This is a genomic window from Phormidesmis sp. 146-33, assembly GCF_052939515.1.
Genome location: NZ_JBJPHU010000049.1, coordinates 1 through 26,683, shown reverse-complemented (window position 1 = coordinate 26,683; position 26,683 = coordinate 1). Strand labels below are relative to the sequence as shown.

Here is a 26,683-nt window from a genome sequence, read left to right as displayed (position 1 = left end):
CAGAGTTTCTATGGCTAATGACAACTTTTCAGAAATTCTAAGAATTCTCAGAAATTCCAAAGGAGAAAACATGACGACTGCAAACTATGCGGACGTGGAAACGTCGATCGCGCAAATGGCTGAAAAATGGCAGGTTGGGGAGAAGACGATCGAGAACTGGACTGAATTCAGCTACCAAGCGTTCGGTCACTCTATCCCCAAGCGTGGCCCTTTCTACTACATAGATGGCTTTCTACTCGATTTGGTTGGAATGCACGTTAGCAAAAGAGCTTCAGAGTTTTACCGACAGACCGGGGAATCAAAGCGGCTCAAAGGTGGAGAGTTTGTAGAAAAGGTGCGATCGTGCTTTGCGAGTCGGAACTTCAACCCATTCTCAAAGGTTCAGAACTTCGGGGAAATCCTGGAAATTCTGGCACAGTCAAAAACTACTGAGAGCGCTGATCAGGACGATGAGGACGACGGTGAATTGGATGATCAAACCTATGCCTCAATGTCTGCGATCGTCCGAACTGCAACGTCTGAGTTGAGCCAAATCAAACAGACGATTTTGCGGCATGAAGATCAAGAGCTAGAAGATCTCGCCAGCATCATCAAGAACGCTAAACAGCGACGCATGAGAAAGCTGGCCCAATTGCTCGATCTCACTGTTGAAGAAGTTGAGGACGGTTCGGAAGTAAGTCAGATCGCAACCACGATTTACAAACCATTGCCGTTTCGTCGTTAAGCGGAGGCGACTCAAACACTATCTCGCTGCTGGTTGTTTATTTATTGCCCTTCTCATTCTTCTGGAGAACCTCAATGACTCGAAAACATCAACTGATTCTATTCCTGTCACCGTCGATCGGAGTCATTCTAGCGGCCGCTCTGATTCCATTTGTCGATCGTTCCGATGCCGCTTTTGATTTAGGTGAGTCTCTTCGCAATGGATTGAATGAGGCCTACTCCTATGGTCAAGGAGTTGCGCGGGGGGAAGCTCCACTCAATAGCCGGGTGTCTCCTTCCACAGTCCAAGCGACTCCTACCGCAGTTTGGAAAGATCCACGGGCTGATGTGTTGGGACACTTGGCTTATCCACAGTCAACCGATGCGATCGTCTCCAGAATCGGTAGTTGGGACTATACGCAGGGCGATCATTTGGTCTACATAGGGCCTGGTTATTCCACATTGAGACTCTGGAAAGTGGGCGATCGAATAACAGGCTACGAAGTTAGACAGCAGTAACTAGGGGCCAGCTACCAACTAACCCCCCAGTTACACCCCTTAGAACATAGGAGTCATTCAATCATGTCAAAGTTTTTCACAGTTGCACTCATTGCAGCATTTCTCAGTCTGAATCTTTCCAGCGTCCAAGCCAAATCTAGAGATTGTACGACCGTTTCAAAAGCTCAATACACCGCCCTAAAAAAGCTCAAGGTGGGAGTGACCAAACAATCCGTCATCAACATCTTAGGTAACTCTTCCTGTAAGATTGACGGCTATATAAAAGGCATGGCCGCCTACGGATACAATCTCAACTACGATCGTAAGAACTGGCTAGTTGTGATCTACAAAAACGGCAAAGCGCAGGATGCGAAGATTGTTCCTTATGGAATGGGATTGAGAGCAGGATGAAACATTTACTTGTGGCGATGGCCTTCTTTTTGGTTGCCTGTGAGCCAAACGAAATGTATCCTGTTCCAGTCGGGGGTGGCGTTTCGGGTAGTGGAAGTGTTGGGAGTTATAGCGCTCCTCAATCTGCTCCCAAGACGGCTCCTCAACAAGTGCCAGTTAAACCACTTCCGATCGCGTCCCCGTCTCCAATTCAAGAAACTCATGGGGTAGTCAGTCGCCAAAACTGCTACGACATGGAAGCAAAATTTAAGCGCCAAGGCAGACGGGTCACACTTAAACGAGTCGAGCAATCGACAAATCCGGGTGCAGTCCTTCAGTACATCTGTATATTTGAAGGAGAGGACGCGGAACAGGGCTATTTTGAAGAAAAACGTTACTAGGAGCGTTATGAGCCTAATTGTTTATGAAGCAACACGAGAGGAAGACATCGATCGTCGGTTGGGTGAACAGTCTGAATTGATTCAGTTTGGCTCACTCCCAAAGCTGTTTGATCTGGTCAAAATGGGCAGCGATCGTTTGTGGAAAGTTGTTCACATCGAGCCTTACTATCGTGCTGATGAAAAGCTGTACTTGGTGATGGTTTCCCGTGCAGATCTAACCGTTGTCGATCGTTCTGGATGGACAGCTAACTTTATGAGATCGCGATCGCCTAATCTGAGTTTTGATGTTCAACTATCGCAAGATCAATCAGTCCTAAAATACGGTTGGAGTATGGAAGGAAAAGCCCCTACAGGAAGGCTTCTTAGCTACTCTCCAGTGGGTGAAGGGACTTTGATGAAAGCTAACCTTGAACCCTGGACAATCGACCGCACAGACGCTTATAGACCAGATGGAGCAGGAATCTATACAGCCATTCATTTGTGTTGGTGTTCTCCTGTAGAAGTAGCAGTTGCCGCATAACTGAAAACATTTACAGTCAGATTTGACGGCATAAAACCAAACTCATTAAGTCCCTTCCGCCGTCGAGGGGCTTTTTTATTGGCGCTTTGCGATCGCTCTCATCTAAAGGCTCTAGTCTCCCATAACCCGCAGCTCCCTGGCCTCGATCGTTCTGCCTATAAAAGGACATGACTTACCTTTGACGCTCCCATCCATGAACCAGACTATTGTGTAGCGGCTCACATGGGGAAAATCTACTATCCGAAACCGACCTACACAGCCGTAAGACCCATCAGTAGTGATCTCTGTAAACTTACCGTTAAACTCTGAGTTTTTACCTCCATAGGGACGAGAAACTGAGTTTAGCTGAACGGTTCCGATATACTTCAAATCTCGTCGCGTTGTTTCGTACTTGAACCGACTGAGCTTAAGTGGAAAGGGGGTTCTAAGGAAGGTTATCGCTCCATCAGGAGTGCCAATATCTACCGCAGTCGAACGAGCATTGGATGCGGAACAAAGCACTGAAAAACCAGCGATCAAGACGGAAAGGAAAGAAAGTTTGATCACGATTTTACGCTGAAACACTCAGGCTGCCCTGTTCGCAAGTATACCCGCTAAAAATAGATTGAGTGGATTGAGCATTTTTTCTGAATTTTGTTTTTAGTTTTGCTGTCGAGACGAAGACTGAAGTGAACCGTCTCGTGTATGGAACGCTCAAGACTGAAGGCTATTCTCATTTAGTAATCAAGGGTGTCTGCGCTTCTCATCCAACCATTTTTGGCGTGGGAACTGCTAAGTAGCAAGACCTGCTTGAGGCTTTCGGGCAGTTAGCAAGTTTTGTCGATCTTTATTCTTAATCAAGATGCTGAACAAAATAAACCACTCCGGACACATGGACAACTTTCACCAAGACCGACTTCAAGAACGTTTACGTCAAGCTCGTCTTTCCTTTAATGCTGCCTTAATTGCCACAAGTACCAGTGCCGTCATTAGTGTTGCTGGTTTTTTCATAATGGGTTCAGGTAATTTCTGGATAGGTGCATCTACAACTACTGGAGGAGGTTTGTCTAGTCTGGTGTGTGCCCACTTTCTCAAGCTTGCCAAAGATGCAAATGACAGGCTCGATAAGGACTTTCATCAATAAAGGGTGAAGCTTTAGTTTTCTGGGGGTTTTCTGTTTACGATAGCCCCCATTCAATGAAATCAAACTCGTGGGAGCGGCCGCCCTCGATCGCTGCACCACTTTTGAAACTCAGTCTCGTTTTTCCGGCGTGGCGGAATCGGGTTGCTCTCGATCGCTGCACCACTAAAACTAATCTCCTCGCAGGCTCCCTTGTGGATTGCTCCCCCTGGTCGCGTGGGGCTTTCCTCCCCAGACCCTCCCGTAGATGACATTGATCGAAACCAACGCAGGCGAGGGTATTTTACGCCTTGAAGATCCCGTATCAAGGGCTGCGCGAGTGTCGGCTTAAGGTGCTTCGCGCTGTTTGTCTGGGTCGGTATCGCTCCCATTTCCGCCACCCTTGACACTGGTTTGTGTGCCGTGAAAAGAAAGGCAGTTGAAAGGCGTGTTGAGGTCGCGTTGCGTTTGGTTTTTGTCTATGTTGTCAGTGCCTTTTGAGTTTGTGTGCGGTTTGGCGGCTGAGTTCGGTGCGGTCGAGTGTTTCTGGCGCGAGTCCGCGCTGCGAAGCAGATACCGCAAGGGTCGCTCGTTCACTGGCTTTGTCGCTGAGGTCTGGTTTGACTCGTTGCCGTCTGATTTCGCGGTTCGCTGGTCGCGTGTGGTCGGTTACTCGGTCGTTGTTCGCTGTCCTTCCTCGGCTCCCGGTCGTTTCGCGGTCTCGGTTCCTTGCGTTGTGCCCGTGGGTGAGGTGCGTTTGGGTGCGGCTTCCCGTGGTTCTCGTGTGCGGTTGAGCTAGTTTTTGGGGGCTTCGGCTCCCTTTTTTTGCGTTGATGATGCAGACGGATTCAGCGATCAAGCCGGATTCGATCTCAAGTTTGGCGATCTGGATGTAGACGGATTGACTGCGCGATCGCGTGTCTGAAGATTTGCTGCGTTCATTCTTGTGTTGTAGAAGACTTTTAGATGTGTGATCGTCTGACTTTAAGCAAACAACCTACCGAGGTTCCGCCAGCGAGACGCAAGCTATCTTCGGGTGGCGCAGAGAGACTCAGCGCTAAGACTCCTTGCGTTCATTCTTGCGTTGTAAAAGATTTTTAGATGTGTGATCGTTTGTGACCGCGCTTCGTTTATGAGAGATTGCCGCCCTTCGGGACTCATACCCGTTTACCCGATTGCTTGTCGCTTCGTTGCGGCAGAAAAGAGGAAATTTGTTTCCAGACCTCATACCCGCCCCGCTCCCCCACCCAACCACCCCAGAAAAGGAACAGGAAAAAGACTGGGGGGCGCAGCCCCGACCCCGGCGCATCTCCTCCCTCGGCTGCCCTCCCCTCACAAAAGACTGAGTTGCTTCTGGCTCATCCACTCTGGCAGGTTGCAATCTTCGCTCAACCAGTGGATTACGACAGGTACACCTTTACTTACTGCATAGCGCACAGTCCCCCACGTTCCTGAGCCTTGCCAGCTTGCTACCGTCAGACCTGCGGGACAGGGTTTATTGACCCATGCGTGTAGTGTCCCCTGATCTGCTGCTAATGCGTCTATCATTCGTTTGCTTCTTTGTTGCAGTTGCCACACTTCAAAGCCATCGCTGTTGTGTTCACGTAGTTGATCCGGCTCTATGGTCGATCGCGCCATTTCGTCGATTCCTGTAGCGTCTCCCACATGCCAGATTGCGCCCTCGTTAGAGTGCCACACCTCCCACAGTTCGTAGTGCGCTTGGGCCGCCTGTTCTTTCGTTAGTTTTCTCGCACCTGTCACGCCGATTGCTTTCATCGTCCTTACTCCTGACTAACTCCACTGCTAATAGTTGGGTGTGGGGCAAGTGCCTTATAGGTTCTGTTGCTTGCCCCGGTGATAGCTTCCCAGTCGGTTGCGCCTCCGGCTGGTGGGTTGCGTTGTTCCTTCGTTGCGTCTGCTGCCATTGCTCCCTTACTGCCTCGATCGCTGGCTCTCAGGTTTACTCTGGTCGGTTTCCGGTCAGATCTCTGCTGGCTTGGTTTTGCTTGCGCCTACTTTGTGAGTTGTGCCGCCTCACTAGCGCGGTTGCCGTCCCAGTTCGGTGAGATCCCCTGCTACTGGTTCGATCAGGTTGGGTTCGGTGAGATCCCCTGCTACCCTTCCCTGGCTTCTAGCTCTCGCGTCTTACAGCTTCCCCTTACCTCCCTTGCCATACTTCTATTATAAGCTATTAATAGCTTAAATAAGAGGCGATAAAGTATCTTTACCTTAGTTAAATTGACGTTTTGACTTCATAAAGAGTGTGTAAAGTAAGCTAATAATAGCTTTTTGTGACATCAATTTAAGCTATTATTAGCTTAGTTGAGTTGGTTTTACACACATGCTTACTACCGAAGACATCAAGGCAGAAATCACCCTAATCGAGTCTTTGTTGCTCACTAAAAAGCGTCAACTTACCCGCCTTCACGCGATCGAGCATGGTTTCCAGTGGCAAGAAGTCAGCGATCGCATTCTCATCTTGCGTGATCCTCAAGAGCGTTACGGCTGGCAGTCCTGCACCTATCTAGGTTTCACCACAAAGAAAGAGGCTGAAGACTGTCTCTCTTACGTCCGCAAAAACAAGTTAGCGGCGACTGTCGAAGGCCCCAGGCAGGCAGAAAGGATCGCGGGTTTTAAGTGGGAACTGAAATGCTGTGACCTGACGAGTGAGACGGTTGAGCGGTGCCACAAGAAACAGACTGAAGCGATCGCAACCGCAGCTTAGTTTTCTGCCCTGAGCAAGGCGTAAAAAGGCTCCTGCGACCGACCACGCAGCTACACCCAGAACACAACCAATCAGGATTTCGTTTTATGCAATTTAACCGCTTTGATATCGCAGCCGCTTACTACCATTTCACTCAGCTAACCCTTTATCGTGGGATGCCCTACGACTATCAAGAAATCACTCAATATCACTTGTTGAAGGCGTTCCAACTTCGTGCAATGAGATATCGCCCAGGATTAAGCGAGTCTCATCTTAGAACCCTATCGCCCAATGCCAAAGCTATCTATAAATGTCTAGTTCACAAAAAGCTAGGCGTTTATAGAACCAAAACGGAAGCATAAACACTCTGACCTGAGCAAGTCGAAAAACTACCCCTGTGACCGACCACACAGACACCCAGAACACACTAAAAAGAATCAAATCATGTCAGATACACCTCGAATTTATGTTGCTTGCCTGGCTGCTTATAACAACGGGAAGCTACACGGAGAATGGATTGATTGCGATCAGGATGCTGATGATATCCAGAGCGAGATTGACGCAATGCTAAAGGCATCACCAGAAGCAGACGCAGAAGAATGGGCGATTCACGCCTACGAGAGTTTTGAGGGTTTGAGCATTGGGGAGAACGAAAGCATTGAAAAAGTTGCAGAACTAGCGGATTTGATCATCAAACATGGTGTTGCTTATGTCGCTTATATCGATCACGTTGGCAACGAGTATGCAACGGTTGAAGACTTCCAAGAGAAGTACTGCGGTGAGTATAAAAGCGAAAAGGATTTTGCTGAAGAACACTACAACGAAATCCACGAAATCCCAGAGTTTTTAGCGTCTCATATCGATTGGAAAAGCGTAGCGACTGACATCTTCATCGACGATTTTTTCAGCAGCGATCGCGACGGCAAAATCTACGTCTTCCATCGCTCCTAACATCCCGTTCACCTTTGGCGGCAGGTTGACAAAACCGCCCAATTAAAAGCCCCTGCCAACCCGACCAAGAGCAGCAGAGGCAACCACCCAGAACACACCAGATGGAGATTTAATTATGGACTATCTCAGCACTCATGGCCACCTGCTAGAGCAACGCGATCTGATTCAAGCAGAAGCAGAATTAGAGGCCTCAATTGACTCGTCCCCACAGGTAGAATTTCCGCCCCAGTGTGGGCAATGCAAACATTTCAAATTCAAAGACCTTGTAGGTGATGACGGTTGGGGCTGGTGCCGAATCTGGCGAGTCCCCAGTTACGGTAATGGCTGTGACGACTACCAGGATCGGCACATGAGCCATGATGCTTGTCCCCTGTTTGAAATGGATATTCCGTTCTAGGGGATGACATGAAAAAATCTCATATTGCGGTTTACTCCTTCAAACTAGAGCGTTGGTTTTACTGGAATGCCAAGACTCAGCAGTTTGACCTGATGCAAAAAGGCGAAACACTGAGCTACACCCCTCATACTCCAATTCACTTCAGACCCACAAGAACGGCAATCAGCTAAACCTAACTTCTTCGGCTTGGGTAGTGCCGCCAAACTGCCCGCCATCCTTTATCTCAAGACACACCATGAAAGCGAAATTAGAGCGAATTCGAGCCAGATTGATCGACTACCGCGACCAGGCGAACGACGACGAGGTAAGTGATGAGCTAGACAGTGCCCTAATTCACTTAGAAGCAGCAATCGATCGGCTTATTCAGATTGAGGAAGAGGAAGAAGAAGAAGACAGCGACGAGTAGCTTCACTGCACCTGATCGGGAGTGGTGCCCCGGCAAAAACTTTACCCCTAGAACAATGACTCAACCTACCCACTTACAAGCTGTTCCAGACCAGTCCACTTACAAGCAATACCGCCGACCGATCACCGTAATTCTGGCTGACTTGTCTAAACCAATCCCGCAAACGTATCTCTCTAGTCGAAAGCAGGGAGGCGCAAAACTGCCCTACATACCCTGGTACAACGTTTGTAAATTGCTTGATCGCTGTGCCCCCGGTTGGCAAGGGGAGGTGACCCAGATCCATACGACAAGCGATCGTATCTTCGTGACCTATCGCTTGAGCATCTTTGCAGAAGAAGGCGTTTTCATTCGTGAGGCGACCGGAACAGAATTGCTCAAAGAGGAGAAGTCCGTCAAAGGTGAAGACGGCAAACCGCTTAGAGATGCACAGGGAAAACCCGTCACAGTGATTGGTGAGTTAGCCTATGGCGACCCCTCCAGTAATGCTGAGTCAATGGCCTTTCGTCGCGCTGCTGCAAAATTTGGATTAGGTCTCTACCTCTACGATCGCTAAGAAAACTTTGACCTCCTTATTCTCTGTAGCTGTTGTTTTCGTAGCAGCGCGAAGAAAACATCTTAGGTAGGAGAATAAGGAGGCGCGAAGGTACGAAGCCCCAGAGGATTGCAAAGAGGCGGGTCTGAGTTTTTGTAGAGAGGATTAACTTATGCTACTCTTAGCGCGTACTTCAGCTACCAATAGCATGACTTCGGCAGAACAGGCTAAGGCAATAGTGGACACGATCGCGCAAGCTGCCAAAGATAAGTGGGGCGATGACTGGATCTCAAATCTTGTTCGAGAGTATTGCCGTCTTGAGCGGGAGGAAACGGGCAACGAGAAGGCGACCCCGGTGAATCGTCGTAGTCAGGTTCTTACTGCTCTGGAAGGTCATCCACGGGCGGATACTCTGGTGAGATTAGCGAAAGCTGTTGATGCTGAAATTCAAATCGTCGTCATTCGTCGAGAAGTCAAACGGTTTTCGTGATTTTGAACCAGTAGTGGCAGCGAGAAGACTTGAGAAGTGCAGCGATCTTGCTAATTCCCTCCTATTTTTTCGTCCTCCTTGTTTTGTGGTCTGGTAAGAAATCGGAGCTTGCGGAGATTCTACCTGCACGGAAAATAAGGAGGTGTGAAGGTAGGAAGCCCCAGAGATCGAACGCGCTTTCAACGTGGGAAGCTGTACGGCTGATATGCTGATCTAAGAAATTTTCAAACAGTTTGTACATCGGTGGAGAAGTTCTGAGAGGCGCGAGAAATGACCTTCCGCTTTAGAGGGAAGACAGCCCCACTAAGAGCAGAGTTTTTCCACTAACTTTGGATGAGCTTTCTAAGTCGTTTGATAGCCCGATGACCTGCCTGACGAATTGTAGCCACTTTTCTGTTTGTTAAAGTGTCAGGAATTAAAACTGATGCAATCTCATCCCAGGACTTGTGTTGCCAGAACCGCATGTATAGGATTTGCCGATCTCGGTCACTGAGTTCGTGTAAGGAAGCGAACAATTTGTCCAGGCTGGCGGTTAATTCTAGTTCTGAAAGCAAAGGCTCTTCTGAATCCGCCGTAGACGAAAGGTTCTCAATCATGCCAGAACTTAGAGGCTGTGTCCGACTACATTCCCTCTGATTTGTGCGGCTGAGTTCTTGAATGGCTCTCATGCCAAACCAACGAACGAAAGCGTAGAAGTTTCTGATGACTTCCCCTTTTTCAATCTGTTGGACACCTTTGAGATAGACTCCGTTAAGGACGCAGTAAACATCTAAATCATCAGGGAGATTGTACTGTCGCCGCCGCCTTTCAAGTCCTACAAAGACCGCAATTGCTTGTGAATCTCTCTTTCGATATAGCTCACAAAATCTCTGGTTGAACAAATCTAATTCAGATCCACGATGATATTCCACGCTGCTTGTCCTCCAGGTAGAGATTGCATCCCTTGAAATGCCCTGCGTTACATTCAAGAAACTGCAAATTTGAATTCAACACGAATGAGACGTTGAACTCGCCTAGTAGCAGGTCATAGAAGGCTCTATTTCGACGTTTCAGGTCAGATATCCCTACAGCTTGGTTAAAGTAGCAGCCTTGGGTAAGAGCAAGGATTTTTCCACGTTGAGCGGGCTATCTGTTCTAAAACATTCGATCCGACTTTCTACCTTCCATGAGTTATTCCTCCTCCCCATCAAATAAGTGCTACTTCTATGTGACTGAAGCTAAAGTTTTGTCACAGGGGCTACCCTTCACAGGATCGCATTCCCTTTTCTAGGGACTCATCCTCTAAGCGTGTCCTTCCTCTAGTCCAAAAGACTGTACGTTAGTCAATAAGAGAAACTCATCACTCTATCCAAATGATTACGTAAGAAGTTGCGCTCATGGTGAAAGCTCAGGAAATCTACCAAAAGATAGAGATGCTCTGGAAGTAGTATCTAGATGTCAAATTCATGAATTTCAGGAATTCTTTGACAGATTGGTGTCACACTTCCTCTTTTGATGTCACTCATACATACAGTCTTTAAAGCCATGCAGTAAGCCATCAATCTGCCAACTTTAGACTGAACCGCAAAGCGGGTTACGATCGACAGTTAACGTTGAACGTTCCTTTCTCAGATTGACAAACGCTACCGGGAACGTAAATCGCTTCGGAACGTAGAGAGACATAAACTTTGAAGGAGATGATCGTGGAAGAATTCCCTGCATATATTTTTTTTCTGTTTTTAGAACGGCGAGTATCATGTGCTGTGAAGCTTCTGAGGCAGAAGTGGAATCTCAACAGCCGTAGAGATCGTCAAGCATCCACCCGTCCTGTGGCACCTTTCGTCATTAGCTCACTTAGTCAACCCATTAGTTTTTTCATGCCCGCTCGTCTCAAGCATTCTCCTGGTTAAGGTGGCAACTTGCCTCGGAGTAGTTGAGGAATCTTACTGCTGTACTAAATCTCTTGGCTCACAAGTCCCTATAGAGTAAGCATTGCCTCAGCCAGATATGCTGCTTAAAGAGAGGTTGCTGTTTAACACGCCCTAGCTTCTATGCAGATTGTTCTGACCATTACATTACAGAAGGAGAAGTGCTGTGTTCACACCCGAAGAACTAGAAAAATGGAGGGGACTCATCAAGGAGTATATTAGGCTTCACTCACTCCCCTGCTTGAACGGTTTGCAAGAGAGACGTTTGGATCAAATTCTTGAACTTGCAACCAAACAGCCTGAACTTAGTTTTCTGATTCAAGAAGTCGAATGTCTAGTAGCCGAGGAACTTGGAGAGCTAGATGAAGAACATCTCAGCTTATACCGTAATCAACAGTCCAAACTTAGTGAACGCTATGTTGAGGTTTCTGTAGAGGATGCTACCCCTCATTCCATGAATGTTAAAAGCCTTTCACGCGCTTACTATAGGCACGGATAGTATTACTTAGGTTTGAGTGCATTCGTATGCGTACAACAACAAAGATCGTCTTCAAAGAAAAGCCTAATCCACTACCTAATCAAATGGATTAAAACTTCTTTTAAGACGGTCTTTTTTGTTGCGAGAATTGGCAAAGAGTAGAGAGAAAAGTAGGTTATTGCTGCTCTTTTAATGCAAATGGTTAAGTTGTTGATTAGAGTTGGTTTCAGCCGTGAGACTGCACTGTTGAGATGTGGAGTGATTGAGGTAGCTCAAGTACATTGCAGAAGAAAAGCTCATTGCTCCTATGAGCGAAAAAGCTGAGAACATGCAGCAGATAGCGACTAGAGCGATCTTTTCATCTTTATTCTGAGCTAGTTTGGCTAACTGCTGAAGTAGATGAGTTGTCAATCTAAACATTACTAAGTCCCTCTCGTAAACCGTTAATATTTAGTGATTTTCTAACGATTTGGTCACGTCTCTGGACTCAGGTATAGAGGAAGAACAATGCGTGACGTTATTCGATTTCCATCACTTTATTGTGTAGGACGTAATGAGGACAAGCGGTATGATCGACCTAAAAAGACCGCAGCGTTTTGAAGAAACTTATGTTGGAGAGGGGATTATCACGCAGGTTATTTACCCTCAAAAACTTTGGCAGATTGAGTTTCGCGGCAGTTTTTGGACAGCAGAATCTAGATATCCATCGATCTTTTTGCCAGGTGATTTTGTTCAGGTAATTGGTTTGCGAGGAATCAAACTTCAAATTGAGCCTCTAATCCTTAACCAGCAACTTTCTCAATAAATGACTCCTAATCTTTGAAGACATTGAATAAAGGTAATCAACTCGGCATGAACAAGCTTTTTGGGACAGCAGCATGGCATCCCTGACGGATATCCACTACCTGAGTTACGCCGAAGTCTACTCCGACCGAGATTAAGCTGTAAGCCTCATCAGGACTCATCTTTCGCTTCTTCACCAGGAAATCAAGCATTTGATCAGCCGACTGTCTCATTGCTTTATTCAAGTCCTCATTGAAACCATGTGTGATCCAGTGGGAATCGGTTTCTAGAATGGGGTTTGTGATCTGAAAGTCTTTCAACACGAAGATTTGGAAGTAGCCGTTTAGAGAAGCTTCGATCGCGGTTCCCGACAGTTCTGCATCCCCTTGCGCCATGTGAGAATCGCCTACAAAGAAGTTTGCGCCTTTGTTGAAAACGGGATAATACATCGTTGCCCCCGCCCCAATGCGCCAATTATCGATGTTGCCTCCAAACGGGCCAGGTGGAATGCTGTTAATTCGCCCACTTTCGCCCGGAGCCACACCCATCACCCCGAAGTGGGGACGCATCGGAATCGCAACCTTGGCTTTGACTTTTTGCCGAGCAGCCGGATCAGGAGGCGTGACCAACCCAGGTTTATCGTAGAGCGGACGGCCTTTGAAATCGTAGGCAAACTCAGGGCGAGCTAGATTTGCTTCAAAGTCGAGCTTGTAAATAGTGATCCGCTCTTTCTTGAAGGTATTGTATAGATAGCCCCAGTGAGCCGCGATGTTGCTGCCATAGGGTAGACGCGGTTGAGTCTTAAGGATGCGTACCATCAGCGTGTCGCCGGGTTCTGCTCCTTTGACTTGAATCGGGCCTGTCATAATGTGAACCCCTGGGCCACGATCGGTTACCTGGTCATACACTGCTTTTACCCCATCATCCATCAACAGATCAGGGGCATCTCCAGCGTGGTGAGTTAATGCCTCGATGTAGATAATGTCTCCTGAGTCCACGGTGAGAACTGGGGGCAACGTCTTGTCAAAGAACCCCCAGAAGCAGTTTTTAGGCGTGGCTTTAAGGATATGCAGATTTTTAGCATCTCGAATAGTATTAGCCGCCGCTAACATCTCGTCTTTAGCTTCCGCCGGATCGCGCTTGAATCCCTGACTCAATCCCAGTGCGGTTGCGGCTCCCATTGAAGCGAAGAAAGCACGACGAGACTGTTTTGAGAGAAATTGAGCAGGAGGGCGATCGTCCAACTCATCCTCTAGCTCAATCGGCTCCTGGTCGGTCGAAGGCTGACTATGAGTGTGATGGTCATGGTCGTGCTGATGTCCCTGCTCCTGTTCCGTCATCTGAGCTTATCCTCACACATTCAGTATGGGATTACTCAACCATGAGAGATAATCAGTGATTGTATTGCGGAATACAGGAAACTCAGACTGTGACTGAATTATGGTCTGCATGGCGAGACCGCTAATCAGCGCGAGTATTTTGAATTGAGTTGATCATGTAAATGATACTTGTTCCACCTTCACTACTTCAAGGCAGAGTCCGTAACGATCGCTCTAGTTCTACATGGCTGAGGTTATTGTGACATCGAAGAAACATCACTGTGATGTCATAAAAAGGCTGTTCCCTGGTCTATCACTATCTCCGTTTCTTGATCAGTTCGGCAATCGGGACTAAGTTGGCATCCTCCGTAAAGCCCAACCTGCTGCTTATCAGGTAGTGAGCAACTGCGGTGAGGATCTCGCTCAGTATCAAGCGATCCATTGGCTGGCAGATTAGATATTTCAGAACTTCTGTCCTATCACTATTCGTTAGCTTGTTCAGTGAGGACATAGCCTCTCGCAGCGGGAGAGATTGATGACCGTCCATTTCTCTGAACATATTTTCTTCTTTCATACAACCGTAGAATTGCCCTGATAAATGTAATCCAAACAACATTGACTCACTTGTTTGAGATCACGTCAATCGGGATTGTTACGGCGAATGAGATGTGTTTATTGATACTTGAATAAATTCAGACAGCAAAAAAATATCAGCTCGCAGCCATCAGACCTTGAAAGGGTTATTGGATGTGAATTGAGTTATGCCGAAATTAGTTGTTTAGCAGGCTGTCCTTGCTGAAGTTTGTCAGCGACTACGAGAAGAAGCTGTGCAAGTTCCAGGCTGCTCATTCCCTCGATCGACGGCTTTTGTGAAGGGGGTGCTGTTTCTACGAAGGACGGAGTTGTTCCCGCAAGTTGTAGGCAGAAATCTCTTTTAGCGCCTGGTGAGAGTTCATCCATCCCATCCAGTAGGGATTGCAAGGTGTTACAGGACGGGTTGGTTTTGCCTTTGCGAAATTCGCTGATGTGGGTCTGACTAAAGCCCGTTACTTCAGATAAACGCTTACCTGTAATTCCGTGAATCCTCAGAGTTTTATCAAAAATATCGTGCATATTTAACCCAGAGCGTATAAGATTTAATCGAACGTATATTGAGTACGCTTCCCACGAATCTTAAGTTCATTCTAGTCCATCACTCTTTCATGTGAATAGCCCCAAAGTGACAAAATTTCAAGTCTCAATTGTTTATCTCAGAAAAGAAAGCAGTTCTCAATCTGGACAAGAGGAGATGTAGCCCAATGGTTGCCCTTTCTACTGAAGACCAGCACCATGCCCCGCTTCCTCTTGATCCGTTGGGCAAAAAGTTTTGTCAGTTGTTCCCCTATCTCTGGCAGCCCATTGTAGGACAGAACGAACCTGATCCCAACTGGCAAACCATCACCAAGTACCCAATGCGTCCTCGCGTCCTTTGGAGGCAGTGGCAGGATGCGAACCAACTGGTGGGAGTGCGGTTTGACTCTCTGACCTGCTACGGGATGCTGGACATCGATCGCCAGAGTCCCTATCATCCAGCCAACGACCCAACCGCCCTGAAACTGATTCGAGCCGCGCTGGAAACGATCGGGCTGTATCGCAGTATTTTAATCCGCTCCAGTTTCTCAGAAGGCTTACACCTTTACATCCCGCTACCCATCCCCATGCCCACTTTTGGGATAGCCAGCGCCATCAGGCAGTGTCTCGAAGCGCAGGGGTTAGAAGTAAAAGCCGGACAGCTTGAAATCTTTCCCAACTGTAAGGCCTTCGCTCTTCCGGGCACCTACACCGAGTACAACGCCCATCGCTTACCTCTCCAGCCTAATTCTGGCTCCTGTCTATTGGATGACGATGGCAGCCCGATCAACGGCGGATTAGAGCGCTTCTTTCAGAGTTGGGATATGGCAGCCGTCGGACAGTCGATCGAAGAGTTGCAGGGCGCGATCGCCATTGCGAGATCGAGTAATAAAGTCAGACGACACCGCAGAGCCACGATCGTCGAAGACTGGCGCAATGACCTGCAAACCGAGATACAGGAAGGCTGGACGGGACACGGACAGACGAATCATTTATTGAAGACGATCGCTTGTTACGGGGTGGTTTTTGAGGGATTAAAAGGGGATGCCCTGAGTGACTTTGTTCAAGAGACAGCGATCGGTTCTCCTGGATATGAGCAGTGGTGCCGACATCAACATGAGATCGGGATGCGATCGAAGGTGTGGGCGCGATCGACGGAAGGCTACTACTGGAAATTGGGCGATCCTCCCAGTCGATCAGGATCGATTCATGGTGAGGCTCCAGAAAATAACGTCGTTCCCTTCAATACAGTCCGCTCAGAAGACGCACAGAGACGCATCAGGGAGACGGTGAAGCAGTTGGAGCAAGAAGGCCAGCTTCCCTTGACGGCGACGGCTCGAATGAGGGCGATCGTGCAACAAGGTATCAGTTCCAAAACGCTGTACCGTCACCTCGATCTGTGGCATCCAACCCATTACCAGAGCGACCCCTTGCGGGTAACTCGGAGAGATCGTTTGGGATCGTGTAAAACATCTGAACTAGAGGTGATCCCAGCGATCTTTGAAGGGGTTTCTGTAAAAGTAGCCGAATCGTCAAAACCTTTTGACAGCAAGGGATTTTACACCTTGAAGGGAAATATGAAGAGTGTAAGGGCTGAAACTGGTTCGAGTCCAAACTTTTCTGATCTCCTTCAACAGTTAGAAAGTCCTGAACTCCCACAAACCCCCCGCCGCGACCCCTCAACCAATTTTTCTGCGGTAGGTAAATTCTCAAATGCCCTGCAACTCAGTCTGCTAGAGGGTTTGCTGGAAACTCCCCCCGCCGGAGTCTATCATTCATCCTCCTCAAGTCGAGAGCAAGTCTGGGTGTTGGTGAAGCTCCTTCAGATGTGGATGGACGGCTATCAAAACTTTGTGCGACTGCTGCGAAAGAGAGAGTGATGGCGAAGGTGAAAATGCCTTTGAGGGGCGAACAAATTGCTTTACCCCTAGAACATGGCAGACCAGGTGAGATGACGGCGGCTAGTCCCTTTCCTGTACGGTTCTTGTTGCTGCAACGAGGTAAGGATGTCCCGTGGATGGGGTTGGCCCTTGCCCAAAACGATCGCTATTTGCGAGTCCGTTACGTTGAGGCGGGTCAGATGCGGGAGAGTGATGTACCCAGGCAGCGATTACTTTCGCTCAAAGAGACGATCGTCAAGGTTGAGGTCAATAAAGCCGAAGCGTTCCATGACGAGATGGCACGATTGGAGCAGGAACGCGATCGCTTGAAGGCTGAAGGAACAATCGCGCTTCCCGGCTGCTGGATTGAAACGGGAGTCGTCAAAGGGCGACAATTTAGACAGGCATGGTGGCGCAGTGGGAAGGCGATGTTTCCTTCAAAACGTGTCCCCGGCGAGATGGTTAAGACCTGCTACATCGGGGAGGAGGGAGGAATGGAACATCAGGAGGCGATCGCTGCCAGGAAGAGACGAAATCGATTGAAGTGGGTCGATCGACGGTTGAGTAAATTACTGGAGGGTGTGTGATGGCTGGATTTGGAAAACCTAAACCGACTGAGGCAGATAAGCTGGTTGAGCCACAGTACTTAAGACAGGTGTAGAGTGTGGTGAACTCAAATGAGAATCGCTGTAAGTTTGGGAGATATTCAAAGCCTATTTATCAATGGGTGCTCGATGATTATATTTCTGCTGCTCAATCCACCATACATTAGCTGGTTTCTTCAAGCAGTCTGGCATAACAATCTATCCTAAAGACAACGTTCAAGCATCTCATGTAATTCCTCTTTAGACTCTTTGGCAAACTGTATACTACCTAAGCTGGCGATCGCTCCCCCTGCGGTTGTAATCGACGCGGCTGGAATTTTGCCTAAATAAAGGAGTCCAATCCCTAGCAGTGTGATTAGTGCAGATCCTGCTGTGACGGATATTGCAAGATTGTAGCTATGGTGAACCTGGCGCAATAATTCTCGCAGGATTTCTTTCTCAATCATACTGCTATCAGCATTATCAATCTGATTTGACTTTGTAATTTTCGTCAGTCTGCACTTCATTGATGCTGAGCCTCACTTATTTATCTTTTGATGCTTGTATTGTGCCAAACTGTACAGTCTATTACCAAGGGCGGGTAGATTTATTGTGGGAAGTTCTTTGCCCTAACTTTTAGGGCAAAGAACTTGATTAAGAAACCCTATCTGCCCTAGAACCTCTTAGAACAAATTGCTATATTGAAATTCTTGTTGAAGGAGAAACAAGAATGCTGCAATCAGGTAAGGTTCAATCCAGTGAGCAAGGTAAGCAGAATCTAAAGCAAGCAATAAAAGAGGCTGGTTTCACCCAAGAACAACTAGCTCAAAAAACCGGAGTGTCGATTGATACAATCAAGCGCCTAATTGGTACGAAATCCTGTTCTAATGGAGTTGAGCGGCATCTAGTTAGTCGAGTTGCTGAATTCTTGAAATTTCAGCCGATTGAAATTGTATCGCCAAGAGACTGGTATTGTCAGCAATGCTTGCCAGAAGAGTTTGAATCGCTCATTGTAGAAAAAACGCGATGGTTCTGTGGACGCCATTTTGTCTTTGAGGCATTTCAACGCTTTCTTAAACAATTTCCTAAAGGCTATTTTACGATCGTAGGTGAAGCTGGGATGGGCAAGAGTGCGATCGCGGCAAAATACGTAGCTGATTATCATACAATTTGCTACTTCAACATTATGGCAGAACGTCGAAATCGTCCTGAGTTATTTCTAGAGAGCATTCGTCAACAATTGATTCAGCGCTATCAGTTGCAGAACGTTGAGAAAGCTAATCTTGCAACGCTGCTAGAAATAGTAAGCCAGAAACTTACAAAAGCCGAGCAGCTTGTGATTGTTGTAGATGCGCTTGATGAAGTTGACCAAGACCCTGCTGAAAATCTACTGCATTTGCCGACAACGTTACCAAATCGAGTTTATTTTTTACTTACACGTCGCTCTTATAACCTAGAGCACAAGCAGTTATCAGTCTCACCTGGAGTCCCTGTTGGGGAGTTAGATTTAACTTCACCCGATTATGCACAATTTAATCAAACTGATATAAAAGATTTCATTCTAAGAATGCTACAAGACCCAATTCATCAAATTGCTTTGAAAACCTGGATTCAAGATCGGCACTTATCACAGTCGGAATTTATTGAGCAAGTCGCAGTAAAAAGCGAAAATAACTTTATGTATCTACGATATGTTTTACCTGCGATTGCAGAAGGACTCTACGATGATTTAGCACTTAAGCAATTGCCTCAAGGATTACATGAATATTATCAAACTCACTGGGTACGAATGCGGATGGAGAGCGTTGATCAAGCTCAAAAAGTAATAATTCTATTCACGCTTGTTGAAGTAGGGACACCTATAACCTGTGAGATGGTTGCAGGAATGGTTAGTAAAGAACCTTATGATGTTCAGAAGATTTTAGATGAATGGTTTGAGTATTTAAGACGATGTACGATTGAAGGAGAGCTGTGTCACAGCATCTACCACGCGAGTTTCCTTGAATTTCTAAAATCGAAGCGTACTCTAGAACCTACTCGCAAGATCTTTCGTGATGTTAATCAACAAATTGTTAACTATCACTTAGCTCAAGAGGTGATGTGGAATGAATCAACGAACTGATGTAGTTTCGGCAACTAGCCCTGCCCAGCGACGCAGCTATTTGGGTCGATACCCATACAACTTGGCTCAGTCGTACAACTTACGAAAATACTATCAACTATTGAGCAGTTTCAACTTTATAAATGATAAAATTCGCCATCCCAAATTTGGTGTTCAAGCTTTGATTGAAGATTACGATCTAATTAATGAACCAGGATTGCGCTCTTGCCCAGAATACAATTCTACTTCAACAGAAGCTTTACAACTTATTCAGAAGACGATTCGTCTCTCTGCTGATGTATTAATTAAAGATCCTAGCCAGTTAGCAGCACAACTATGGGGCAGAATGCAGGGATTTAATTTGCCTGAGATCAGTTTACTACTATGTGAAACTTGGCAATTAAAAACAATCTGGCTTCGTCCGTTATCTCAAAGTTTTACACCACCTGGAGGGCGGCTACTTTCAACACTGCGTGGGCATAGGCAAGCTATCACTGCGCTGTCAATTACAAACGATAACAAACAAGTTATTTCAGGCTCGGCGGATCAAACGTTAAGATTGTGGGACATCAACACGGGTAAGTCTTTACTTGCCTTAGAGGGACACGATGTACCGATCAAGGCATTTGCAGTCACTAGAGATGGTAAACGGGCAGTTCTTGGATCAAGTCGCGTACTCAAAGTGTGGAATTTAGGAACTGGAGCATTGTTGTTCACACTTAAAGGCCATACTGGAGATGTTACCGTTGTAACTGTCACTACTGATGGGAAACAGGCAATTTCTGGAGCACTTGATAGTTCTCTCATAGTTTGGAACTTAGAAACTGGACTTCCCCTCTATTCTCTGGAAGGTCATCATTCTTTTATTACGTCGATTATTGTCAGCCCTGAAGGAAATCTTGCTATTTCTGGATCTCAAGATTACACGTTAATAATATGGGACTTGCGGCGAAAAACTAGTCTCTTTCAACTTAAAGGACATTCAGGATCAATCGTTGCACTTTCAATGACTTCAGATGGTCGATATGCGGTCTCTGGTACGCATGGTGGTGAAATGAAGCTGTGGAACTTATCAACTGGTATAAATATTTGGACAATTGATGCACACTCCGCAGCAATCAATGCTATTGCAATTACCCCTGACAATACACGTATTGTTTCTGCTGGTGATGATAGTACTGTCCGAGTTTGGAGTCTAGAAACGGGGATACTATTGTTTGCTTTAACAGGTCATAATGAACCTGTAAGCGCAATTACGATCACGTGTGATGGTAAACAGGTTATTTCCGGCTCTGAAGATACAACCATTAAGATTTGGGATCTAGATGCTGAAGCGGAAACCTTGTCTCAACACAGGCACCAGCGCACCGTCACTACACTTGCTATCACAACGGATAGAGAACACATAGTTTCTGGTTCTGCTGATGATACGATCAAAGTTTGGCATCTTCAATCGCACAGATTATTGCATACTTTGAAAGGTCACAGCAGCTCAGTGACTTCAATTGTACCAATGAGAAATAATCAGTGGATTGTTTCTGGCTCTTTAGACGAGACAATGAGGGTCTGGGATCTTCAAACGGGAACTTGTTTATGGAAGTTGGCTGGCCACCGGGCTTCGACTCAGTCAATAGCAGCATATCACCCTGATCGCATCATTGCAGCATCTTCCGACAATATGCTCAAAGCGTGGGATTTTCGAGAAAACCCAGGCTTTTTAGGCTCAATCCGAAGCTTGATCATGAAAAAACTGCTCTTTAAGCTACAAGGACTTCGATCGCCTGTAAGTTCAGTAGTAGTTACACATGATAATCAATATGCGATAGCTGCATCGACAACCGGTACAATTTTTGCTTGGAACCTGGGCACGAAGGAGCCGATAGCTATGCTTGGGCACCATGAGCCTGTGACAGTACTAGCACTTCCTGAAGATAATCGATTTGTCATCTCAGCATCAGAAGATGGCACAATTCGTGTTTGGAATGTTTACACAGGTAGAGAAGTACTAATGCTAGGTGACGAGAAAATGCTAGGTGGAAATTGTAATCCAGTAACGGCTTTAGCGTTAATTCCAGAGACTTCCCGCTTAGTTTCTGCCTATACAGACGGTACACTTAAAATTTGGGACTGGTCAACTGAAAAATATTCCAAGAAACCCTTGCTAACCCTCGAAGGGCATCATGGCACAGTTAATAGTGTTCATGCAATTGGGCGTGGCAGATTTCTGATTTCGGGGTCTGACGACTACACTCTGAAAGTGTGGGATGTCCTCTTTCAACGTGAAATTGCTACCTTTACTGGAGAAAATCCTTTTTGCTGCTGTACTGTTGCACCAGATGAACGCACAATTGTGGCTGGTGATCAATCTGGGCAAGTTCATTTTCTATATTTGGAAGGGCTGGAGGAGCTTTTGTGAACATTACCTCTGCAATCCAAGCATCGTTCCCGTTTGAGTCTTATTCTGTCCAAGTTCAGCAGTTTCTTCAGCAATCAACTCGCTCTTTTATAGGACGCCAATATGTATTTGATGCCTTAGCCGATTTTCAAAGGCGCTGGGATCGTGGCTATTTTACGGTTGTTGGAGCACCGGGAAGTGGCAAAACAGCCTGCTTAAGTCATTATGCTATGAGGTATTCTAACTCGCTGTTTTATACTAGCCACTTACAATCCCATACAGATTCTGTTCCGCTTCTTGTAAAGCTTTCAAATCAATTACTCTGGTTGCTTCAGCAATACAAATACGAGAAGCCGAACATTGATGTATTTGATGCAGATGTTGCCTTGAGTCGGGCTTTTTCTATCTTGCTACGACGTATTAGCACGCAACTCAATGCAGAGCAGCCTCTGGTGATTGTAGTAGATGGGATTGATCGAGCAAGTGATCGGAATCAACCGCCTAGTTCAAATCTTTGCTATTTACCAAGATATTTACCTCCACATATCTATTTTCTCTTAAGCCGTCGTCCTTGTTTGACAGAAGAGTCACGGCTTTTAGTTGAGGTTCCTAACTACAGTCTAAATCTAGACCAATATTCAATTCAAACTGAGCTAGATATTCAAACATTTTGCCAACAGCAATTAAACACTGAATCAAATCGTAAACTATGTCGATGGTTATCGCATCGTTCACTACAGAAAAATCAAGTTTGTCAAATTCTTAAATCGATTAGTGAAAATAATTTTATGTATGCACGCGAGATTGTCTCTGCTATTAATCAAGGGATTGGTTCGTTGGAGAATGAAAATCTACCTGTCAATCTGGAAATTTACTATCAACAACACTGGCAGAAAATGAACTTCAAACCTTTGTCTGCGATCTCGCAATCAGTGATAGAAATTTTAGCTAATCGAGAACAGCCGCTTTCTGCACAGACAATTTCTACCATTATTGGAGTTGATGAATATGATGTTAATGAAGTCTTATCGGGGTGGATCGAATTTTTGAAGGTTAAAGTTGTAAATAATTTAGCTTACTATAGCCTTTACCATTCTAGCTTTCGCAACTATCTACGCCAAAAATGCACTTCAAGGTTTGAGTAGCAACGGAACAGAAAGTTGCGTTAAGGCTGAAACATCTGCTGGATCAACGTTATTATGGGTTAATTCGGAATAAGCATAAAACAGTGCCACGAAATCTTAAGAAGCTCTTCTAACCGAATTTCAGAGATCGCTGCTTTGAACCAATTTCAAGCGATAAGGCAAAAAGCTTTCAAACCTTTCAGGGCTGTGTGGCATAAAAACGTGCGTATCCCCTAAATCAATCCCAACTAGAGCGCCGGTCACATAATCAGCTCACCTGCTGCTGAGGCTGTGTGGGGGTTCTGGCGATGACATGAAGATTGTATTCGTTCTCTTTCCCAGCCTCATCACGGATTATGGGGTTTGGGTACTTGTGAGTTTACTTTGCTTCAATCTCATCAGGGGTAGATTCCCCGCCCCTTGGGGCATAAGAAGTCCCAAAAGAAATGGCTGTTCATAATCCGTCCGCTTGCGGCGGAGTTTTTGATTTGCGGAATGGGAGTAATTCTGCTTTCTTACTGGAATCGGCTCTATTAGCGTCCCTGTGGCTTGTATTGATGAAAGTGAGCGAGTGAAAGTATTGCTATGTTAGCAGCTTCCAAAGCGTTGAAAATGTAGATGGGGATAGCTTTCGAGGTTCGTGGCATGATTTTGCACTTATTCCGAACCAGTTTCTAATCTAATGGGCACGCATCCTCCTTTAAAAACATTGCCCCCTGGACAAGTTCTCACCTTGCCAGAGGGCAGTATGTTTTCAGAAGAATTTAGTTCTTCATCTATGGCTGGATTCCAGCAGAAAGACTCTGTGGAAGTTGGTGCGCTCCCAAAGGAAGCTGTTTCTCTCGCAAACTAGTTAGACCAGTTCGGGGGGTGCCTTGTCAAGTTAATCCTGTTGATTCTTTACCTCAGCTTCACAATGACTTGTTGAAAGAGCTATAGATTCATCAAATCTTCATGCTCTATGACTGCCCTTTTCTGAAATAACCTTGTACTCTATCTATGCAGGCAATCACGAATCAAAGTACACAAGTGTTTTTCTCGTACTTATGTCATTCACTGTTAAATTCTCACTTTATCAGTGAATAGGAAAATTCTTTGACTAAGGTATGCTCTCCCAGAGGAAGCTGTTTCTCTCGCAGGTAGCAGTTCGGCTCAATGCCTACTTCCTCCAGGAGTTCGTTACCCACATGATTGCATGAACGAACAATGTCTTAGGAGGGCTTATGCCTCGAAACAACCATGCTGCCTCGCTTGAAGTTCCTGCTACCTCGATTTCACCCCTCGCATTGAACAATTCCGTCATGCTTAAGCTCGTCGAGTACGGCGGCCCAATAGCTCTGCTTGTTGCAATTAGCCTTGTCATTTGGACTCTGACTAATTTCATCAAGGTTGTTAAGGAGGATTAGACTTTCACCTAGTAAAGAATCCCCTAATTTGGACAACGAAATAGGGGATTCTACTAAACTTTTCAGGACACTACTGGATAATGACTAGACGTGCTGGAGTGAGACCCTATGACCAGTGGAGTTGCCCTACGCAAAACTTCCTATGGCTGGGAGTTTGCCAGTGAAGCAGCGCTCGAAAAGTTCATCTGGGAAAATCTCCCTGAATTGTTTGGCGTGACTCCTCTCAAACAGCAGCACATTGCCAATGGTGAAATCTGTGACATTCTGGCTGTGGATGAAGATCGAGGGCTAGTTGTACTGGAGTTGAAGAACGTAGAAGATCGCTACCTGATTCAGCAACTCACCCGCTACTATGCCAATCTTTTAGCCGAAAAGCCGTTTCAGGCAGAGATCGATTACTCTCGTCCAGTTCGGCTGATTGCGATCGCTCCCACTTATCATCGACACAATTTAGTTGATAAGACGTACAACACGCTCCACTTCGAGCTTCTACGATTCACTGTAGTCAAGGAAGACGAGGCGTTTTACTCCTTTTACAGCCCCTAGAGCAATAATCGGTTCAAAAGTTTTCGATTCCCTACCAGACGATTAAGAACTCGACAGTAGAAAATGTTCCTGAACCTCCAGAACTGCTGCTCAGATGGCTAGGAGGCTGCACCAGAGAGGAGCAGGAAGGTTTTCTCAAAGGAAGAAGTAAACTCCTCGGCTGTAGTCAGCGAATGAAAGAGACGGTAAATAGATCGTCCATTCAGTACGGTTTAGGAAAGACTAAGCTTTGTGCAGAGATACTGTTTCAGCAGAAGTCACAAAGACCTGTCTTATTTCTGTGGCTCCCTACGCCTAGTACATACAAGGTTCCGGTCTGGAGTCGAGAGGAACCTAATAAAATTGTTTATATGCAGAAACCTGTGATTGGTCGCCTCCGAATTTGGACAGATGGACAGACGATCGCGCATGTAGGTCACATATCAGAAGGCTTCGGCAAAATGAAAACAAAGTCAGAGTGGGAGCAGACTCCTCCCGAAAAACGACCTCGCAGCTTGGGAGAAGGAATAACCAGCCACTCAGATACTCCTGTTGCCGTAGAAAGATATTGGCGCTGTTTGGATGATCAGGAGAAGCCAGACTGTTGGGAAGCGCTATCTGACCTAGCTATCGAGAAGTGGCTAGAAAGAATTCAACGCTAAACATTCCGAATTTCCACGATTGACGTTCCAGACTTGATTTGTCAGCAAAGAAGGGTATCTGGGTACTACTGAAATGCTGAGTATTTTTCAAACGACTGGACAGGGGAAGCAGACGAGATCGCAGATTATTGAGACGTTAAAGCAACGGGATGGGTTGACCCGTAACGAACTGGTTGAGGCATCAGGACTGAGTTATGAGCAAGTGAGAAATCAGACGGCTAATCTGATTAGTGAAGGCGCGATCGTGCCCAGTGCTGTCAAGGGAAAACGCCGTTATTACCTGAGACTGGTTGCCTTACTGTTGGCGGGTTGGCTTCCATTTTGTAGTGCTTCGATTGACGGCGATGGTATTAGCGATGTGGGACAACAACTGTCTGCTTACTGATAGCTATTTCTCAGTTAAATCAAACAGATTCCAGGAGAAAAGATTGAGACTGAACTTACTGATTTACTCTTTTGCTAATTCCGGTACTTTACTAACTCTTCACCGGAATTCCGGTAGGCTCTCGGAATGAATTTTTTATTCAGGTTCCCATAATATGTACCACCCAATAAAAATTTTTCTGTGATGACTGACCAGAATTCCGCCGCACCTGACCGAAATTCCGCTACTGAGATGCAGTACCGACCCGAAGAGGTTCAACGGGAACTTGATATTAAATCGACTCAGTACTACGAGCGAATCAAGTTTTTGGGCATCAAAGCTTGTAAGGACAAAACGGGAAAGGTCTACCTGGACAATTCTCAGTTTCAGAAGATGAAACGGCTCGATTTCCACATTCGAGAAGCTGGAACAATGGAGGGATTTGTTGATAGTGAAAGTGGCGAATTGGCGACGGTTGATCAGTCCAATTCACTCGATCCAGCCACTCAGCCAGTTCAGGAAGTCCCCATCGCGGAAGATGAGACTCAGTTGAATGAGTTGTTTCGTGCAGCGTCGGAAATTGCCGCCCAAAGATTGGCGATGCCCCAAATGATTGTGGGCGAACTGTCGAAACGGATTGGTTATGAGGATTTGCCTGCTGACCTGAAGGAGAAAGTTGATCAGGTGCGAGAGAATGCCATCCCAAAGCAGAATCCCGCCCAGATAGCCGACCAGCTTCTGAGCCGATATCGCAGTCAGAGACTCGCCACCGCATAGATTCAGTAGACTCTGAGCAGTTTGAGAAGACGATCGCCGCCATCCAATCAGGCAGTAGTGTCATTGTTCTAGGGGAAGCGGGGGCGGGCTGTGATGAGTTTGCCAAAGCCCTGTATGAAAAATTGCAGGGCGAATTTGCTGTGGCTGTCACTACTTACAAAGGCAGTACCAAACAGTT

General features: G+C 46.3%; 36 protein-coding genes. 27 read left to right on the top strand and 9 right to left on the bottom strand.

The window, feature by feature from the left end:
• Positions 1-70: 70 nt before the first annotated feature.
• The 5 genes from ACJ2PR_RS19450 (at position 71) to ACJ2PR_RS19430 (ending at position 2,511) form a co-directional block, all read left to right on the top strand.
• On the top strand, positions 71-724 hold the full coding sequence (locus ACJ2PR_RS19450; RefSeq protein ID WP_446878195.1) for a hypothetical protein: 654 nt from the start codon (positions 71-73) through the stop codon (positions 722-724).
• 74 nt (positions 725-798) lie between these two features.
• On the top strand, positions 799-1,221 hold the full coding sequence (locus tag ACJ2PR_RS19445; RefSeq protein ID WP_446878194.1) for a hypothetical protein: 423 nt from the start codon (positions 799-801) through the stop codon (positions 1,219-1,221).
• 63 nt (positions 1,222-1,284) lie between these two features.
• On the top strand, positions 1,285-1,611 hold the full coding sequence (locus tag ACJ2PR_RS19440; RefSeq protein ID WP_446878193.1) for a hypothetical protein: 327 nt from the start codon (positions 1,285-1,287) through the stop codon (positions 1,609-1,611).
• Positions 1,608-1,991 (top strand): hypothetical protein, encoded by a 384-nt coding sequence (locus ACJ2PR_RS19435; protein WP_446878192.1) that lies wholly within the window; start codon positions 1,608-1,610, stop codon positions 1,989-1,991. Before ACJ2PR_RS19440 ends, ACJ2PR_RS19435 begins: the two co-directional genes overlap by 4 nt.
• Positions 1,992-1,998: 7 nt before the next feature.
• A complete protein-coding gene (locus ACJ2PR_RS19430; protein WP_446878191.1) occupies positions 1,999-2,511 on the top strand; it encodes a hypothetical protein in 513 nt (170 codons plus the stop codon).
• 111 nt (positions 2,512-2,622) lie between these two features.
• On the opposite strand, the gene ACJ2PR_RS19425 is transcribed toward ACJ2PR_RS19430, so the two are convergent.
• Positions 2,623-3,012: a hypothetical protein gene (locus ACJ2PR_RS19425; RefSeq protein ID WP_446878190.1), complete on the bottom strand. Its 390-nt coding sequence runs from the start codon at positions 3,010-3,012 to the stop codon at positions 2,623-2,625.
• A 340-nt stretch (positions 3,013-3,352) separates the two neighbouring features.
• Between ACJ2PR_RS19425 and ACJ2PR_RS19420 the strand changes: the two genes are divergently transcribed.
• Complete coding sequence (locus tag ACJ2PR_RS19420; RefSeq protein WP_446878189.1) at positions 3,353-3,634, top strand: TRADD-N-associated membrane domain-containing protein; 282 nt, start codon at positions 3,353-3,355, stop codon at positions 3,632-3,634.
• 59 nt (positions 3,635-3,693) lie between these two features.
• Here ACJ2PR_RS19420 and ACJ2PR_RS19415 read toward each other — a convergent pair whose 3' ends face one another.
• Positions 3,694-3,885, bottom strand: coding sequence for a hypothetical protein (locus tag ACJ2PR_RS19415; protein ID WP_446878188.1), 192 nt, complete (start codon positions 3,883-3,885; stop codon positions 3,694-3,696).
• 206 nt (positions 3,886-4,091) lie between these two features.
• On the opposite strand from ACJ2PR_RS19415, the gene ACJ2PR_RS19410 reads away from it, so the two are divergent.
• Both ACJ2PR_RS19410 and ACJ2PR_RS19405 read left to right on the top strand, forming a co-directional pair.
• The gene (locus ACJ2PR_RS19410; protein WP_446878187.1) at positions 4,092-4,409 is read left to right on the top strand and encodes a hypothetical protein; all 318 of its coding nucleotides are present in this window, start codon (positions 4,092-4,094) and stop codon (positions 4,407-4,409) included.
• A 3-nt stretch (positions 4,410-4,412) separates the two neighbouring features.
• Positions 4,413-4,535, top strand: coding sequence for a hypothetical protein (locus tag ACJ2PR_RS19405; protein WP_446878186.1), 123 nt, complete (start codon positions 4,413-4,415; stop codon positions 4,533-4,535).
• A 407-nt stretch (positions 4,536-4,942) separates the two neighbouring features.
• On the opposite strand, the gene ACJ2PR_RS19400 is transcribed toward ACJ2PR_RS19405, so the two are convergent.
• Entirely contained in the window at positions 4,943-5,386 is a 444-nt protein-coding gene (locus ACJ2PR_RS19400; RefSeq protein WP_446878185.1) for a hypothetical protein, read from the bottom strand.
• Between the two features lie 5 nt (positions 5,387-5,391).
• The gene (locus ACJ2PR_RS19395; protein ID WP_446878184.1) at positions 5,392-5,535 is read right to left on the bottom strand and encodes a hypothetical protein; all 144 of its coding nucleotides are present in this window, start codon (positions 5,533-5,535) and stop codon (positions 5,392-5,394) included.
• Positions 5,536-5,951: 416 nt separating this feature from the next.
• On the opposite strand from ACJ2PR_RS19395, the gene ACJ2PR_RS19390 reads away from it, so the two are divergent.
• The 8 genes from ACJ2PR_RS19390 to ACJ2PR_RS19355 all read left to right on the top strand — a co-directional run bounded on the left by ACJ2PR_RS19390 (position 5,952) and on the right by ACJ2PR_RS19355 (position 9,090).
• Positions 5,952-6,335 carry a hypothetical protein gene (locus ACJ2PR_RS19390; RefSeq protein WP_446878183.1) on the top strand — a complete coding sequence of 128 codons (384 nt, stop codon included), beginning with the start codon at positions 5,952-5,954 and terminating at the stop codon, positions 6,333-6,335.
• A gap of 86 nt (positions 6,336-6,421) precedes the next feature.
• The gene (locus ACJ2PR_RS19385) at positions 6,422-6,676 is read left to right on the top strand and encodes a hypothetical protein (protein WP_446878182.1); all 255 of its coding nucleotides are present in this window, start codon (positions 6,422-6,424) and stop codon (positions 6,674-6,676) included.
• A gap of 82 nt (positions 6,677-6,758) precedes the next feature.
• Positions 6,759-7,265 (top strand): antirestriction protein ArdA, encoded by a 507-nt coding sequence (locus ACJ2PR_RS19380; protein WP_446878181.1) that lies wholly within the window; start codon positions 6,759-6,761, stop codon positions 7,263-7,265.
• A gap of 115 nt (positions 7,266-7,380) precedes the next feature.
• The gene (locus ACJ2PR_RS19375) at positions 7,381-7,662 is read left to right on the top strand and encodes a hypothetical protein (protein ID WP_446878180.1); all 282 of its coding nucleotides are present in this window, start codon (positions 7,381-7,383) and stop codon (positions 7,660-7,662) included.
• Positions 7,663-7,670: 8 nt separating this feature from the next.
• Positions 7,671-7,832 (top strand): hypothetical protein, encoded by a 162-nt coding sequence (locus tag ACJ2PR_RS19370; protein WP_446878179.1) that lies wholly within the window; start codon positions 7,671-7,673, stop codon positions 7,830-7,832.
• Between the two features lie 65 nt (positions 7,833-7,897).
• Positions 7,898-8,068, top strand: coding sequence for a hypothetical protein (locus tag ACJ2PR_RS19365; protein ID WP_446878178.1), 171 nt, complete (start codon positions 7,898-7,900; stop codon positions 8,066-8,068).
• A gap of 55 nt (positions 8,069-8,123) precedes the next feature.
• A complete protein-coding gene (locus tag ACJ2PR_RS19360) occupies positions 8,124-8,621 on the top strand; it encodes a Rad52/Rad22 family DNA repair protein (protein WP_446878177.1) in 498 nt (165 codons plus the stop codon).
• Positions 8,622-8,772: 151 nt separating this feature from the next.
• On the top strand, positions 8,773-9,090 hold the full coding sequence (locus tag ACJ2PR_RS19355; RefSeq protein ID WP_446878176.1) for a hypothetical protein: 318 nt from the start codon (positions 8,773-8,775) through the stop codon (positions 9,088-9,090).
• A gap of 323 nt (positions 9,091-9,413) precedes the next feature.
• Here ACJ2PR_RS19355 and ACJ2PR_RS19350 read toward each other — a convergent pair whose 3' ends face one another.
• Complete coding sequence (locus tag ACJ2PR_RS19350) at positions 9,414-10,001, bottom strand: RNA polymerase sigma factor (RefSeq protein WP_446878175.1); 588 nt, start codon at positions 9,999-10,001, stop codon at positions 9,414-9,416.
• Positions 10,002-11,163: 1,162 nt separating this feature from the next.
• On the opposite strand from ACJ2PR_RS19350, the gene ACJ2PR_RS19345 reads away from it, so the two are divergent.
• Positions 11,164-11,496, top strand: coding sequence for a hypothetical protein (locus ACJ2PR_RS19345; RefSeq protein ID WP_446878174.1), 333 nt, complete (start codon positions 11,164-11,166; stop codon positions 11,494-11,496).
• Positions 11,497-11,664: 168 nt separating this feature from the next.
• Here the strand turns inward: ACJ2PR_RS19345 and ACJ2PR_RS19340 are convergent, their stop codons facing one another.
• Complete coding sequence (locus ACJ2PR_RS19340) at positions 11,665-11,895, bottom strand: hypothetical protein (protein WP_446878173.1); 231 nt, start codon at positions 11,893-11,895, stop codon at positions 11,665-11,667.
• Between the two features lie 148 nt (positions 11,896-12,043).
• Here ACJ2PR_RS19340 and ACJ2PR_RS19335 point away from each other — a divergent pair, with 148 nt between their 5' ends.
• On the top strand, positions 12,044-12,280 hold the full coding sequence (locus tag ACJ2PR_RS19335; RefSeq protein WP_446878172.1) for an NfeD family protein: 237 nt from the start codon (positions 12,044-12,046) through the stop codon (positions 12,278-12,280).
• Positions 12,281-12,317: 37 nt separating this feature from the next.
• Here ACJ2PR_RS19335 and ACJ2PR_RS19330 read toward each other — a convergent pair whose 3' ends face one another.
• Together ACJ2PR_RS19330 and ACJ2PR_RS19325 are read right to left on the bottom strand one after the other, a co-directional pair.
• Entirely contained in the window at positions 12,318-13,598 is a 1,281-nt protein-coding gene (locus ACJ2PR_RS19330) for an acetamidase/formamidase family protein (RefSeq protein ID WP_446878171.1), read from the bottom strand.
• A gap of 738 nt (positions 13,599-14,336) precedes the next feature.
• Positions 14,337-14,690, bottom strand: a complete 354-nt coding sequence (locus ACJ2PR_RS19325) for a helix-turn-helix domain-containing protein (RefSeq protein ID WP_446878170.1) — start codon at positions 14,688-14,690, stop codon at positions 14,337-14,339.
• A gap of 185 nt (positions 14,691-14,875) precedes the next feature.
• Here ACJ2PR_RS19325 and ACJ2PR_RS19320 point away from each other — a divergent pair, with 185 nt between their 5' ends.
• Both ACJ2PR_RS19320 and ACJ2PR_RS19315 read left to right on the top strand, forming a co-directional pair.
• A complete protein-coding gene (locus ACJ2PR_RS19320) occupies positions 14,876-16,567 on the top strand; it encodes a hypothetical protein (protein WP_446878169.1) in 1,692 nt (563 codons plus the stop codon).
• A complete protein-coding gene (locus ACJ2PR_RS19315; protein WP_446878168.1) occupies positions 16,567-17,154 on the top strand; it encodes a hypothetical protein in 588 nt (195 codons plus the stop codon). Before ACJ2PR_RS19320 ends, ACJ2PR_RS19315 begins: the two co-directional genes overlap by 1 nt.
• 221 nt (positions 17,155-17,375) lie before the next feature.
• On the opposite strand, the gene ACJ2PR_RS19310 is transcribed toward ACJ2PR_RS19315, so the two are convergent.
• Entirely contained in the window at positions 17,376-17,618 is a 243-nt protein-coding gene (locus ACJ2PR_RS19310; RefSeq protein WP_446878167.1) for a TRADD-N-associated membrane domain-containing protein, read from the bottom strand.
• A 263-nt stretch (positions 17,619-17,881) separates the two neighbouring features.
• On the opposite strand from ACJ2PR_RS19310, the gene ACJ2PR_RS19305 reads away from it, so the two are divergent.
• The 7 genes from ACJ2PR_RS19305 to ACJ2PR_RS19275 all read left to right on the top strand — a co-directional run bounded on the left by ACJ2PR_RS19305 (position 17,882) and on the right by ACJ2PR_RS19275 (position 26,505).
• Positions 17,882-19,273, top strand: coding sequence for an AAA family ATPase (locus ACJ2PR_RS19305; RefSeq protein ID WP_446878166.1), 1,392 nt, complete (start codon positions 17,882-17,884; stop codon positions 19,271-19,273).
• The gene (locus ACJ2PR_RS19300) at positions 19,257-21,668 is read left to right on the top strand and encodes a WD40 repeat domain-containing protein (RefSeq protein WP_446878165.1); all 2,412 of its coding nucleotides are present in this window, start codon (positions 19,257-19,259) and stop codon (positions 21,666-21,668) included. Before ACJ2PR_RS19305 ends, ACJ2PR_RS19300 begins: the two co-directional genes overlap by 17 nt.
• Positions 21,665-22,792, top strand: coding sequence for an ATP-binding protein (locus ACJ2PR_RS19295; protein WP_446878164.1), 1,128 nt, complete (start codon positions 21,665-21,667; stop codon positions 22,790-22,792). The genes ACJ2PR_RS19300 and ACJ2PR_RS19295 overlap by 4 nt, the downstream gene beginning before the upstream one ends.
• 1,493 nt (positions 22,793-24,285) lie before the next feature.
• A complete protein-coding gene (locus ACJ2PR_RS19290; RefSeq protein WP_446878163.1) occupies positions 24,286-24,723 on the top strand; it encodes a hypothetical protein in 438 nt (145 codons plus the stop codon).
• A gap of 350 nt (positions 24,724-25,073) precedes the next feature.
• Positions 25,074-25,364, top strand: coding sequence for a hypothetical protein (locus ACJ2PR_RS19285; protein ID WP_446878162.1), 291 nt, complete (start codon positions 25,074-25,076; stop codon positions 25,362-25,364).
• Between the two features lie 73 nt (positions 25,365-25,437).
• A complete protein-coding gene (locus ACJ2PR_RS19280; protein ID WP_446878161.1) occupies positions 25,438-25,749 on the top strand; it encodes a hypothetical protein in 312 nt (103 codons plus the stop codon).
• 183 nt (positions 25,750-25,932) lie between these two features.
• Positions 25,933-26,505, top strand: coding sequence for a hypothetical protein (locus ACJ2PR_RS19275; protein ID WP_446878160.1), 573 nt, complete (start codon positions 25,933-25,935; stop codon positions 26,503-26,505).
• Positions 26,506-26,683: the final 178 nt, after the last annotated feature.